Genomic DNA, 12948 nt, shown 5'->3' with positions numbered 1-12948 from the left:
CCGAACTCAGAAGTGAAACGCCGTAGCGCCGATGGTAGTGTGGGGTCTCCCCATGCGAGAGTAGGGAACTGCCAGGCATCAAATTCGTTCCTTTTCCCCTGACAAGGAAATTAGCAGGAACAGACGGTTATCAGCCAGTTGCTGACAGCTGTGAAAGAATCGGTGGAGCGGTAGTTCAGTTGGTTAGAATACCTGCCTGTCACGCAGGGGGTCGCGGGTTCGAGCCCCGTCCGTTCCGCCACTTAATTGGAAAGCCCTGACTTAACGGTCAGGGCTTTTTCCATTGCAGCAAATTCAAGCCGGCAAAATTCACCGCGCTGATTCTCTTCGAGCTCCCGGATCATTTTAATGATCGCTAATTCTTTGAATCAAAAGCGATAATCCCGCTATCGAGCCCATCCTCCCTAATTGTCTGCGGGCAGACCCCAATCAGGCCAGCCCCTGTAGACGTCAGGTACGCCACGGTTGGTGAGCTGTCCACTCACTGAGAAAATCGATAAAAGCGCGCACACGCTGGCTTACGCCAATATCACTGTAGTAAACCGCATGGAAGGGCATCTCGACCGGCAGACGCTGATCGGCCAACACTTCGACCAGTTTTCCCTCAGCAACTTCACGATCGATCATATAGTCCGACAGGCAGGCAATACCATTACCGGTAAGGCAAAGCTGCTTAATCGTCTCTCCGCTGTTAGAGGAGATAGCCCAGGTAATATCATAGAGTTCGCCGCTTTCACGGGAGACGGGCCAGCGATTGAGTCGTGGGGAATCATCAAAGCCAAGACAGTGGTGATTATCCAGCTCAGCCACCGTTTGCGGTGTCCCATGCTCACGCAGATAGGTGGGTGAAGCAACCATCTTGCGAAAGCTTCTGAAGAGCAGACGGGCGCGCAGCGTTGAGTCGGTCAGATTGCCGGCACGAATGGCGATATCCACTTTTCGCTCAATCAGATTGATAAAACTCTCTGAGGAGATCAAAGAAAGAGTCACGTCAGGATAGCGCAGACGAAAGGGTTTAATCATTGGCATCAGCAAATGCAGAATGACCGGCGTCGCGGCATCCACGCGCAGTAGTCCTTTAGGTGCCTGTAGACTCTCGATCAAATCGCTTTCTGCCGTGGTCATCTCCTGCAAAAAGCGCTGAACATGGCGAAAATAGCGTTCGCCCTCCTGCGTAAGCGCCAGCTGCCGTGTTGTGCGGGTCAGCAGGGCAATACCCAGCTTGCTCTCCAGCTTTTTAACTGTCCTGCTGACGGCAGAGTTAGCCATCTTCAGTTGTTCAGCAGCGCGACTGAAACTTCCACTTTCTACTACGCTGGCAAACACTTTTAGTTCATCAGAAGATGCCTTCATCCTTCCTCTCTGTAATCGCATAGCCATTAAGCCAGTTTATGACTGATAATGCTGTTATAACCAGTAGAAGGAGCCGTCAACGATGACATCGCGGATGTCACCGCCTGATCTGCCTCGTTTTGCTTAGCGAACTTAAAAGGGCTGCTTTATTCTGGAAAAGGTGATGAATTCTGACATTCACCAGCATCCATTGAAACCCCGGTCTAGAATCCCTATAACAGACAGGTGTTAACTGTATTTTTTGAATCATCAGCCAGGCGGGAAAGTGCGCAAAAAAACTTATGCAATGCGATATGTAGCAGGACAACCAGTGGAACAGATCTTTCCACCTGGCGCGATGCTCCATCTCGGTCAGGCACTGCCTCCCGGCGCGCCATTGCCTGCGCATCCAAACCTCAAAGTCCTGGTATGGAACATCTTCAAGCAACAACGCGCAGACTGGATGTCAGTACTGGAAGGTTTTGGCAAAGATGCGCACCTGGTATTACTGCAGGAAGCGCAGACCACGCCTGAACTGGTAGAGTTTGCCACCAGTAATTATCTTGCTGCCGATCAGGTACCTGCCTTTGTGCTGCCTCAGCATCCCTCCGGGGTGATGACGCTCGCCTCTGCTCACCCGGTCTATTGTTGCCCGTTGCGTGAACGTGAGCCACTACTGAGGCTCTCTAAGTCGGCTCTGGTCACGGCCTATCCTCTCCCTGCCGGTGAAATGCTGATGGTCGTGAACATCCATGCGGTAAATTTCAGCCTGGGCGTCGACGTCTACAGTAAACAGCTGGGGCCAATCGGGGAGCAGATCATGCATCACCATGGGCCGGTGATTATGGCCGGGGATTTCAATGCCTGGAGCCGTCAGCGTATCAATGCGCTCTACCGGTTTGCACAGCGGATGAAGCTGGAAGAGGTAATGTTCACTGCCGATCACCGCCGTAAAGCGTTTGGCCGACCGCTGGATTTCGTCTTTTATCGCGATCTCAGAGTGAGTGAGGCATCTGTACTGGTGACGCGGGCGTCCGACCATAACCCCTTACTGGTGGAATTCAGTTCAGGAAGCTAGCCCGGTGCATTAAGCGTGCCTGCAGAAGGGGAGGGAAGTCCGGCAGATGAGTAAACATTGGCGGATGAATAAAAGAAAAAGGCTGACAAATGTCAGCCTTTTCAACGTATCAGGTATCAGGTGTTGCGTTATTATTCACAAACAGCGTTAAGTTATCGCCGGGTTGAATATCTTTCGCACTGTCCAGCACACTGTTCCAGCGCATCACGTCTTTGATATTGACGCCGTGATGACGGGCAATACTGTCAAGAGAATCACCTTTACGAACACGATAGGTGATGCTGTTGCCGTTATCAGCCAGTCGGGTGCCATTCGAACCAATGGTCAGAGTCTGACCCGGCCGGATATCAGCACCGCGCAGGTTGTTATCCTGCTTCAGTGTCGAGACGCTAACGCCAAGTTTTGAGGCGATACCAGAGAGCGTATCACCGCGTCGCACTTTGTACCCGCCACTCGCACTGGCTTTCGCAAGCTGAGTAGGCTGTACCGCTGCAATATCACCGGAAGCCAGTGAGTTACGCAGTTTCGCGACGTTCGACTTCGGCACCATAATATAGTGTGGGCCGTTTGGCGCTGTTGCACCGCCTTTGTAACCGGTATTGAAGCTCTTCAGTTTCGTGAGCGACATACCCGCCATTTCGGCAGCCTGCGTCAGCTGTATCTGCTGACCCACTTCCACCCGCGCCAGCGCACGACTTTCATTGGGTGTCGGCAGTTTGATACCGTAACGCTTGTTATTTTTGAGCAGTTCACTCAGAGCTAACATTTTAGGCACATACACGGTCGTTTCGCGTGGCAACGATAAATGCCAGAAGTCAGTCGGCTTACCGCGCGCCTTGTTCTGCTTTATCGCTTTGAGTACACGTCCTTCACCACTGTTGTACGCTGCGATGGTTAGTAACCAGTCGCCGTCAAACATGGTGTTAAGACGCTGCATCATATCCAGCGCAACTTTCGTGGATGCGACCACATCACGTCGCCCATCGTAATACTGGTTCTGTTTCAAACCATAGTTTCGACCTGTTGCAGCAACAATCTGCCAGATACCAGCGGCATTGGCGGATGAAGTTGCCCGGGGGTCAAAAGCGCTCTCCACTATGGGTAGCAGTACCAGTTCCATCGGCATTTTACGTTTCTGTATCTGCTCGACTATCCAGTACATGTACGGCTCTGCCCGTAATGTTACATCGTGGAGATAGCTCTTATTTTTTAAAAATTTACTTTTTTGTTCGCGGATTGCCGGGTTTTCCGGAATCCCCATCTTCAACTCGTCACTAATGAAACTCCAGAGATCTGCGTCTGCTGCGAGGCCAGTTCCATCTTCCTGCCATCGCGGCGACAAAAACTCGTCTCCGTACTTTCCATTTTCACCTTGACCAGCTGAAGACAGACTCTGTGCATGCTGTACCGGGATATTGGCATCGTTCCTGGACGCCTGACATCCTACCAGCAAGACTGAGGCGAGTAAGATCGCTTTAGCCTTCATGTGTGTGTCAATAGTTCGCTTAAAAGACGAGCAACTATACGTGACGACTTTTCACAACACAACCCGAAAAATCAAAAAGCGTCTTTCTTCTCGCGTAGAACGGCAAATGCACGCCATACGGGTTCATCAGTAACGTTAACGTTTAATGCCCTTTGTAAATCAATGTCTTGCGTGCGAAGAAATAAATTTATTATCCGTTCGTGCGCCAGTTTTGTGGGCAAACTAATGCCATTTTCAGCACGTAAGTCCTTAATTTTCTGATATTCGGCCATTATTTGTGGGTCATGGGGCAGAATAGCCGCAGCAAACTTCAGATTGGATAAAGTATATTCATGTGCGCAGCAGACTAATGTTTCACCTGGAAGCTGGTTAAGCTTTTGAAAGGAATCATACATCTGCTCTGCTGTGCCCTCAAAAAGCCGTCCGCAGCCGCCCGAAAAGAGTGTGTCACCACAGAAAAGATAAGGTGAGCTGTAATATGAGATATGTCCTAAAGTGTGGCCAGGGGTATGGATCACCTCAAACGTCAGGCCCAGAACCGTGACCTTATCGCCTTCGCTGACTATCGTTCTGGCTCCTTTAGCCGCAGTTTCCTGGGGACCATAGACCTCAAGCTGAGGGAAATGCTCGCAGAGTGTTTTCACTCCGCCCGTGTGGTCGTTATGGTGGTGAGTCAGCAGAATAGCGACCGGCTGCCAGCCGTTGGACGCCATTTTTTCTAACACCGGTTGGGCCTCGCCGGGATCGACAATCAGGCATTTACCGTCATCATCCGTCAGCGTCCAGATGTAGTTGTCCTGCAACGCAGGAATACTGGTAAGATTCATCATCACCTCTCGCAGGTCGTAGGAAAAGGAAGAGCGTAAAGCATGAAGCCCGCTAAATCACGCCAGATTCTGAACGCACCGCTGTCATGGCGCGATATGCCGTGGGGAGATTATTTCCGCGACGCGCTAACGCAGCAGCTTCAGCCTTACCTCGGAAAGCTTTATGGCTTTCATATGCTTAAGCTTGGCAATCTCAGCGCAGAAATCAACACTGAAAACTGTGCTATTTCACATCAGGTCAATGTTGGCAGGGAAGGCGAGCTGTTACAGGTGCTGGCTGACCCGATGCAACTGCCGTTTGAGTCGAAGTCAATCGATGCCTGTGTGCTGGCCCATACGCTCGCCTGGAGCCAGGATCCCCACCGGGTATTACGCGAAGTGGATAGGGTGTTAATCGATGATGGCTGGATGATCATCAGTGGTTTCAATCCCTTCAGCCTGCTCGGCGTGAGTAAGATGATACCGGGACTAAACCGCAAAGCCCCCTGGAGCGGACGGATGTTCAGCCAGGTGCGTTTAATCGACTGGCTGGGACTGTTGAATTATGAGGTGGTCTATCGCACCCGCTTTCAGGTGCTGCCGTGGCATCGTCAGGGCGGAAAACTGATCAGCGCCCACTTACCGGCGCTGGGCTGTCTGAATATTGTGGTGGCACGTAAGCGCACGTTCCCGCTGCTGCCGACCCGGGCTAAGAAGAGTATGAGCACCAGCAAGATCCGCCAGACGGTCAATGCCACACGCCAGTTCCGGCAGGCAGAGGATCAGGATTCGGTTTTATAACCGATATCCTCAAAAGCGGGATTTTCAGCGGCGCTGCGGGCCAGCACGTCGCAGCGCTCATTTTCCGGATGTCCGGCATGGCCTTTAACCCACTCCCACTGAATCTTATGGGTGCTGAGTGCTAAGTCGAGACGCTGCCAGAGATCGACATTCTTCACCGGCTTTTTGTCGGCGGTTTTCCAGCCACGCTTTTTCCAGTTATGGATCCAGCTGGTAATTCCCTGACGCACATACTGACTGTCGGTACTGAGCACCACATCGCACGGCTGGGTTAGCGCTTCCAGTGAGACAATCGCCGCCATCAGCTCCATCCGGTTATTGGTGGTAAGGTGATAGCCCGCGCTGAAGGTTTTTTCATGCTGACCGTAGCGTAAAATCGCCCCATAACCGCCGGGGCCGGGATTTCCAAGACAGGATCCATCGGTGAATATTTCTACCTGTTTGCGCATCTCTGGTAGACTTCCTTTCAAAAACGCTAAGTCTGACATAAAACGGGTCTTATGAGCACTGCAAATAACCGCCAGATCGTTCTCGATACTGAAACCACCGGCATGAACATGATCGGGGTACATTATGAGGGGCACCGCATCATTGAGATTGGTGCGGTAGAGGTGATAAACCGTCGCCTGACCGGTAACAATTTCCATATGTATCTCAAGCCCGATCGGCTGGTCGATCCCGAAGCCTTTGGCGTACACGGCATTGCCGATGAGTTCCTGGCCGACAAGCCTGCGTTCAGCGAGATCGCCGATGAGTTTCTCGACTACATTCGCGGTGCTGAATTAGTCATCCATAACGCGCCGTTTGATATCGGCTTTATGGACTACGAGTTTTCAAAGCTGAATCGTGGCATTGAGAAAACTGAAACCTTTTGCAAGATTACCGACAGTCTTGCGCTGGCGCGTCGTATGTTTCCCGGCAAACGTAACAGTCTTGATGCGCTTTGCTCACGTTACGAAATAGACAACACCAAGCGAACCCTGCACGGCGCGCTGCTCGATGCCGAAATTCTGGCGGAAGTCTTCCTGACGATGACTGGCGGTCAGACGTCACTTTCCTTCTTATCGGAAAGTGAAAGCGCCCGACAGGCGCAGGGAGAGAGCATTCAGCGCATCGTGCGCCCTGCCTCTGCACTGCGCGTGGTCACGGCCAGCGAAGAGGAAGTGGTGGCACATGAGTCCCGTCTGGATCTGGTGATGAAAAAGGGCGGCAGCTGCCTGTGGCGCGGCTGAATAGCGTGATTTTGTGGATAAAATCAACGGCAAGCTGAAAAAAACAGCAAACGATTAGCTCCCCCGGAAAAAGCGTTGACGCCGCAACAGCCTGCCATTAATATGCGCCTCGTTCCCGACGGGGAACAAAGCGCGGAGCGGTAGTTCAGTTGGTTAGAATACCTGCCTGTCACGCAGGGGGTCGCGGGTTCGAGCCCCGTCCGTTCCGCCAATCTCTTTAAAAAAGCCGATTCAGAAATGAATCGGCTTTTTGCGTTGATGCCTCTTTTATTTTTACCCTGATGGCTTTTAAATTATTCATCACTCTTCTGCTGCTATCTGCCTGATGGGAAATAGACGTTATATTTCTCCGGATAGTAATAGTCTGCGTGAGCAAACCGTTCATCCTGTAAACCCGACGGCCAGGCTGACAGTCGGGTTCAAAAGCTGCTTTAGTTTTCCTGACTAACGGCGATTTCAACCGGTGTGAAGCTATTAATAATACGAACGTAATGTTTACGTTGTGCCTCGCTGAAATCATCATTTGTGGCCAGAGTGAAAACCATCAACCGGCGTGAGTGAGGATTAAGGTCAGGATGCCATGGCAGAGTGACCACAGACGAAACTTGCCGTACCCATACACCATCTTCCAGGAATTTATTAGCGGTTTGCAGAACCGGCAATTTTGCCGGACCGATTTCATGCTTAAGGTTTTTCCCCTCAACTTCAAAACCGGGAACTAAACGCTTCATTCTTTCACACTGCTGCTCACAAAATTCATCTACCGTTTCATCCTGTTCCAGCGTGGCGCGGTTAATCAGGATATTGTAAGGTCTATTTTCCTCATCCATGTAACGAAGAATATTAATAGATTGATCCTCTTGTGGCATGAACGTCATAAACGTCCCCTCATTAAGTGGATAAACGATTGGTTTGCTGCTCATAACATTCTCTCTTATTTTTACTGACTTTGAATGTGCAATGGAATGATCTCGACGCGGCGATTTAACGCGCGTCCTTCAGGAGAATCGTTGCTGGCTATTGGCCGGGAATTACCAGCCCCTGTAACGATAAAATGGCTGACAGGCAAACCACTTTTATCAGCCAGCCAGTTTCGAATGACGTTGGCTCGCTCAACTGAAAGGGCATTATTTATGCCAGATGTACCGGAACTATCCGTATGACCGATAATGAGATAGGTCTGGGACGGCACCGCCTTCATTTTAGCTGCAACCTCCATCAATACTTTCTCGCTATCTGGCATTAGCCTGCTACTGCCTTGCTGGAACAGCGGTATAGTAGCGGGAGTAAAAAAGGTTGGCAGGTCGCGCGTTTGATCCTCTTGCAGCATGCTTTCCGGTAAGGCGATCTGGCTTAGCAAGTGGAAAGCGGGATCGGTTTTCAACTTAACGTAACAGGCAACGCCAACCGTCAGAAAGGCAATAAGTCCCAGCGGTAGCGCAAACTTCGGCCAACCGGATTTTCTGGCGGAATAGGGCACGTTAACTGGCGTAACCCGGGAAGTGATCGATTTTGGTGGAGGAGATTTTGACAATGGCAGAGCGATCTCTGGCAGTGGCGGCAGAGTAATCGCGGCCGACAGCCCAGGCAGGATAGCGCATTTCTCAGCCAGCCAGATTGACCAGGCTCCATGTCGGGTGAACCCCATCCCGTAATCGGCAAGTGTGACGCCAGCCAGTTTAATTGATGTACTGTCGAATAAGCTTTGTAACATGCTCATGATTCGCTGTTCTGCCAGCCAGGTAATCAGGGTTGAACCCAGCGCATGTCGCTGAATGGCGTAAAGGTCATCACCACTATCGTTAGCCTCAAGCTCGTCAATCAGATCAATAAGTCGAGATTCCAGCTTAATATCGCAATTTGCTGCCGGCGCTAATTGGCCAGTCCAGATTGCTTTATCAGGGTTATGAGCATCACGCTGCTGGCTCAGACGTGTGTAAAGTCCGAGAAAACAGGGCAGCGGTTCTGACAGCTGTAGAGATTTAAAAGCGTGTAGCCATGCCATCATCTGCTCGATCATGATGCTGCTGTTTTCAAAGCCATCCGCCAACAGTGGGAAATAAGTCTGCACTGCCATTTCGGGATGGTGGATCTTTATATGAGCGATCCGATCAATTACGGTATGAGCATGATCAGCGAGGGCCCAAACGATTTGACCTTGATCGTTAGAGAATAGATCAAATTGCCTGAACCACTTTCTGGCGAAGGGCCCAATAATGAGCACCATTATTTTGGCAGAACCGGCACATTCATGCTGAATGTTAAAAGATTCAGTTTGTTTTAGGGTCTGGCTGGCACGCATATGCAAAAAATGGCGTTCGCGATAGGCTGTGCGAAGCGCAACAAGTGCTTCACTTTGGCCTTCAGTTTGCCTCAGCAGCTTGAGTAATTTCCAGGCGTAACTGAACATCGCCCCATTGCTGCTAGAAAGCAGGGGCTTGAGCCGTGATGAAAGAGCGGTATCCTGCCTGCTTTCACTGTAGCCGTAAAAATGAGGTTCCAGCAAATAGCGCTGCCAGTGGAGTAAGTGACCACGTTTATTATCTGTGAGCCGCTGGTCAAAATAGCAGCACAGGAATTGACAAAGTGCGTCGCTCTCCGTCTCATCATGGTTTTCAACAAGTAGCGCTTTATTAAGTTGCTCAATGAGCGAAATGAGCCTGAGTTGAAGATCTGCGGCTGAGGTAATGACGCCGTCAAAAGCGATAAGGGTATCTATCGCAATAAGCCGACAAAGAAAGGTTTTGCTTTTCACCACGATTTCTCCAGCACCTTACCCCAGCCAGAAATATCTGACCAGGGACAAATCCGGATGATTGTTGGCCTGGTAATCATGCTGGTGGTTTTAAACTGAATGTTCAGGAGAATATCGCCACTGGTTGACTTATGGCGCAACGTTTCCAGCTCGCCGACCTGCAACATCCGCTTATAAAGCAGACGATTCTGCACATTATAAACACTCAGGCAAACCGGACTTATTTCATGTTCATTAACGATATAGTCTGTCACATTCAGCGTGATTGTCTGACTAAACCAGGCATACTGTCGCTCAAGCCATTCCGTCTCGTTAGCCGGAGATTGCGCGAAGTAATTAATCTTGTCATCGCCCAGAACTTCAGGCAAAGCTGTGCCTCTGTGCAGACAAATACCAGCCTGATACTCAAACTCTCTTAATCCCCGCTTTTGGCCCAGCGCATAGGGCGCCAGTGTGGAAGCCGGTTCATCCTCCAGCCCCAGTAAAATTCTGATACGCCTTTTGGCGGTCAGATCTCTTTCCCACCACGTTTTATCAATGTTGCCCTGATTTTTCGCCTCATCACTGTGATCACTCCAGACCTTGCTATGTTCTTCACGTTGGTAAAAATGCCACAGCAGAAGTTTATGAGGATGATAAACATCATAACCGTGCGTAAACGCTCTGACCGCCATACCTATCTCTTCACCTGCAAAGAAGATCTGCGGATCGTTAGGGACCGATTTGATAAAATGCCCCGAAGCAAAGATGAATCCGCCAGCCAGATAACTTCCCCGTATCGGAGCTGAAGCCTTGAAAGGAGTCGAGCTGAACATGGGTATCCCCTGACGATCATATTCCCGGAAAATCAGACGGCTGACGTCAGATTTTTTGCATTCAGCTTCGTTATCACCTGGCGTATAAGCCGGGGGATAAGTTGAGATAACGGGATGGGGTGATTGCGCCTGCAGCATCTGCAGCATCGTTATCATTTCATTATCCCAGTCAGGAATAAACCGACAGTGAGAATCTATTTGCAGGAAATATTGTTCATTTTCAAAAAGTGCCTCAGCCAGACTGCGCGCCCAGCTTGCACCCTGGCTGATAAAATAATGAACCATGATGATATCGATTCGGGTTTTATTAAAGAGGAACGTTACGATTTCCTGTTCATTAAATATCCTGCGTTGCTGTAGTACAAAGCCGGCAGATTCAAAAAAATCACTGGTTTTGTCATCCTGCCAACAAATAGCGATATGCAGATTTTCAGGATATGCAGCATGCCGTAGCATATCCCTGAGCGTAGGCAGTAATTCAGGATCACGGTAACTGGCGATGCTGACGAAGATGGTTGCTGGTTGATTCATATTAGCCTGACCCATAATGCTTTCGGTTACTGAATATCAAATAATATTTCTGCTGCAGCGGTAAACGTTCCTCCCGCCGGGGTCGCAGATTTGCCGGGAATAAGTGTGGCTTTCCAGGCAAACTCGGTCGGTCCCTGACTGGTACTGTTTTTATCTTCTGTGGTTGTACCATTGACATTCATTAACTGGTTCAAACCGTCCGTAATGCGGATTCCCAGACTGTCACTATTGCCAGTTGCATCCTGAACGCGGATGTAAGTACCGTCAGAGGAGGGAGAATTGGTAATCATGGATGCTTTTGCGGCATAGCTGCCGTAATCACTTTTGCAGGTAATAGAGAAACCAAGGTCCCGTGTAACGCCTGCTTTTAATAGCGAGGGAGTTACGGTATTGAAATCGATGGTTTTGGTGCCATCGGTGGTGCATGTCGGCGTGCTGATAAGTTTCATTTCGCCGACAGTCAGGTTAATAATGTATGAGGCTGGGTTATCGCTGAGAATATAATAGTAAGCAAGTAAACCGGCAGGTATAATTGTATTGCCCGTGGGGTCAGATAATTTGATATTACCCGTTTTAAAAAGCTGCACGCGAAAAAACGATCCCGCGGGCAGATCAAGTGTTCCCTCGGCTTCTCCATTGGGAAAGGTAAGATTACTGGTTGATGGAAAATTGCCGAAAGCTCTGCCATTGCTGAATAATAATTTGATACCAATGCCGGAAATATTTGTTGGATAAATACGTGTAGACGAATCCTGTCCAGTAAGATTAACAACTCGTTTTCCGTACTCTGTACCGGTAAGACATCCATCATAGCCAATAGCACTGCCCGTGGCTGGGGTGTCGAATTGAGCGATTGGCGTTGTGGTATCTATTGCAGCATCGGCAGTAATAGTAATGGTTTGAGCATTGATAGCGAGCTGCGTGGGTTGACCACGGGCTATTGTGCAGGCAGCCCAGGCACCGGGCGACATGACGATCGCACAAAACAGAAAAACGTAAATCCGTAACATAAATTATTCCTTCTCCTGACTCAGGATGGCGATGATTTCCGGGGGGTACATTTTTGTTAAATCGGCAAAGTTTCTCCCGATGCTGTCTTCGGCATATTTCAGCAATAAAATCAGCGGACTGCTGGGTTCGGTCATACCAAACCAGCTGCGAACTTCCTTGATAGTTTGCAGCGCGTCGGCACGATTATTAATGTCTCGACGATGTGTCTGGGCAGTCGCCGGGGACGCAGGATCGCTAATGACCACCTCAGGAGCTGATTCTGACGTTTCGTCAAGGGAGGACGCGTTCGTTTCAACAGGGATAATGCTGGCAGAAGGGGTGACCTTGACGGCCTGTTGGAACACTGGTTCCAGACTGCCGAACTCTTTGCAGAAAAGTGCAAGGATAGCGGTTAATGTCGCCAGTTCAGGAGCCTCATCTTTCAGCGTTGCGACAAGAGTTTGCTTAATTTGAACGACAAAATGATATGCCTGGACCAGCGGTCGCAACGCATCCTGTGCATTGAGATGCCATTCATGTATCAGTCCGGCTACCGCTGTTTCCGACAACGTTCCGGGCTCGCGCGAAAACAGATGCGCCTTTTCAAACTCCCGAAGCGTGATTTGTAGTCCGGCGGCTTTCGGTAGCAACTGATTGCGTACATCCGTTATCAGACCTTCAGGATCCTCAAGCTCAGCAAACGCGTTTGCCCGTAAAATTGGCGTGAATTCACCTTCGTCCAGTAGTTGAGGATGAAGATCGTCTGGCCATGTGGACAACAAGGCAGCGAGCACTTCCGTGCCCTCTGCAATCGCAGCCAGGCCAATTTTGCGAAGCCGGCAACGCATCAGAATGATAATCAGCCTGACATCTTTGCTTTTTTGCAGTAAATCCAGACACTCTCGTTCAGTTTCAGTCCAGTTTATCGGTTCTGCCGCTTCAACAAAGTCACCGTATTCTGCGGCCAGTTTGGGCTGCAGCCGGGATTGCAGCATAATAAAGGCTGGATCGTACTCCAGATTTTTACCACAAGGATTATCCTGCGATAACGGTTGCAGCAGGTGCTGATAGTAATTGGAACAGATGAGTACAGGTTTCTGATTCATAAAATTTGATTCTGAG

Annotated in this window: 12 protein-coding genes, 2 tRNA genes and 1 rRNA gene; 6 read left to right on the top strand and 9 right to left on the bottom strand. The window is 49.9% G+C overall.

Annotated elements, in window-relative coordinates:
• Together rrf and AC0T7J_RS20505 are read left to right on the top strand one after the other, a co-directional pair.
• Positions 1-77: ribosomal RNA gene (gene rrf, locus AC0T7J_RS20510) — 5S ribosomal RNA — on the top strand; the annotation flags it as partial.
• A gap of 87 nt (positions 78-164) precedes the next feature.
• Positions 165-241, top strand: a tRNA-Asp gene (locus AC0T7J_RS20505).
• Positions 242-450: 209 nt separating this feature from the next.
• Here AC0T7J_RS20505 and yafC read toward each other — a convergent pair.
• On the bottom strand, positions 451-1353 hold the full coding sequence (gene yafC / locus AC0T7J_RS20500; RefSeq protein ID WP_473796533.1) for a DNA-binding transcriptional regulator YafC: 903 nt from the start codon (positions 1351-1353) through the stop codon (positions 451-453).
• Positions 1354-1618: 265 nt separating this feature from the next.
• Here yafC and AC0T7J_RS20495 point away from each other — a divergent pair, with 265 nt between their 5' ends.
• Positions 1619-2410 carry an endonuclease/exonuclease/phosphatase family protein gene (locus AC0T7J_RS20495; RefSeq protein ID WP_473796530.1) on the top strand — a complete coding sequence of 264 codons (792 nt, stop codon included), beginning with the start codon at positions 1619-1621 and terminating at the stop codon, positions 2408-2410.
• A gap of 109 nt (positions 2411-2519) precedes the next feature.
• Here the strand turns inward: AC0T7J_RS20495 and mltD are convergent, their stop codons facing one another.
• The gene (mltD, locus tag AC0T7J_RS20490; protein WP_022625195.1) at positions 2520-3896 is read right to left on the bottom strand and encodes a murein transglycosylase D; all 1377 of its coding nucleotides are present in this window, start codon (positions 3894-3896) and stop codon (positions 2520-2522) included.
• A gap of 71 nt (positions 3897-3967) precedes the next feature.
• A complete protein-coding gene (gloB, locus tag AC0T7J_RS20485) occupies positions 3968-4723 on the bottom strand; it encodes a hydroxyacylglutathione hydrolase (protein WP_473796543.1) in 756 nt (251 codons plus the stop codon).
• A gap of 42 nt (positions 4724-4765) precedes the next feature.
• On the opposite strand from gloB, the gene AC0T7J_RS20480 reads away from it, so the two are divergent.
• Entirely contained in the window at positions 4766-5503 is a 738-nt protein-coding gene (locus AC0T7J_RS20480; protein ID WP_473796527.1) for a class I SAM-dependent methyltransferase, read from the top strand.
• Here the strand turns inward: AC0T7J_RS20480 and rnhA are convergent.
• Positions 5485-5952 carry a ribonuclease HI gene (rnhA, locus tag AC0T7J_RS20475; protein ID WP_010255125.1) on the bottom strand — a complete coding sequence of 156 codons (468 nt, stop codon included), beginning with the start codon at positions 5950-5952 and terminating at the stop codon, positions 5485-5487. The genes AC0T7J_RS20480 and rnhA overlap by 19 nt on opposite strands.
• A gap of 51 nt (positions 5953-6003) precedes the next feature.
• On the opposite strand from rnhA, the gene dnaQ reads away from it, so the two are divergent.
• Entirely contained in the window at positions 6004-6735 is a 732-nt protein-coding gene (gene dnaQ / locus AC0T7J_RS20470) for a DNA polymerase III subunit epsilon (protein WP_013356870.1), read from the top strand.
• A gap of 134 nt (positions 6736-6869) precedes the next feature.
• A tRNA-Asp gene (locus AC0T7J_RS20465) sits at positions 6870-6946 on the top strand.
• 220 nt (positions 6947-7166) lie between these two features.
• On the opposite strand, the gene AC0T7J_RS20460 is transcribed toward AC0T7J_RS20465, so the two are convergent.
• The 5 genes from AC0T7J_RS20460 to AC0T7J_RS20440 are packed head-to-tail and all read right to left on the bottom strand — an operon-like array spanning position 7167 to position 12932.
• On the bottom strand, positions 7167-7658 hold the full coding sequence (locus tag AC0T7J_RS20460; RefSeq protein ID WP_473796522.1) for a DcrB-related protein: 492 nt from the start codon (positions 7656-7658) through the stop codon (positions 7167-7169).
• A gap of 17 nt (positions 7659-7675) precedes the next feature.
• Positions 7676-9490, bottom strand: a complete 1815-nt coding sequence (locus AC0T7J_RS20455; RefSeq protein WP_473796519.1) for an OmpA family protein — start codon at positions 9488-9490, stop codon at positions 7676-7678.
• On the bottom strand, positions 9487-10851 hold the full coding sequence (locus AC0T7J_RS20450) for a GlcNAc-transferase family protein (RefSeq protein WP_473796516.1): 1365 nt from the start codon (positions 10849-10851) through the stop codon (positions 9487-9489). Before AC0T7J_RS20450 ends, AC0T7J_RS20455 begins: the two co-directional genes overlap by 4 nt.
• 11 nt (positions 10852-10862) lie before the next feature.
• Positions 10863-11846, bottom strand: a complete 984-nt coding sequence (locus AC0T7J_RS20445; RefSeq protein ID WP_473796513.1) for a fimbrial protein — start codon at positions 11844-11846, stop codon at positions 10863-10865.
• 3 nt (positions 11847-11849) lie between these two features.
• Complete coding sequence (locus tag AC0T7J_RS20440; RefSeq protein ID WP_473796511.1) at positions 11850-12932, bottom strand: type VI secretion system protein TssA; 1083 nt, start codon at positions 12930-12932, stop codon at positions 11850-11852.
• Positions 12933-12948 lie beyond the last annotated feature (16 nt).

The organism is Pantoea sp. E956-1 (assembly GCF_982223955.1).
The sequence above is the reverse complement of the archived record's forward strand: the minus strand, read 5'-3'. Positions and strand labels throughout refer to the sequence as shown.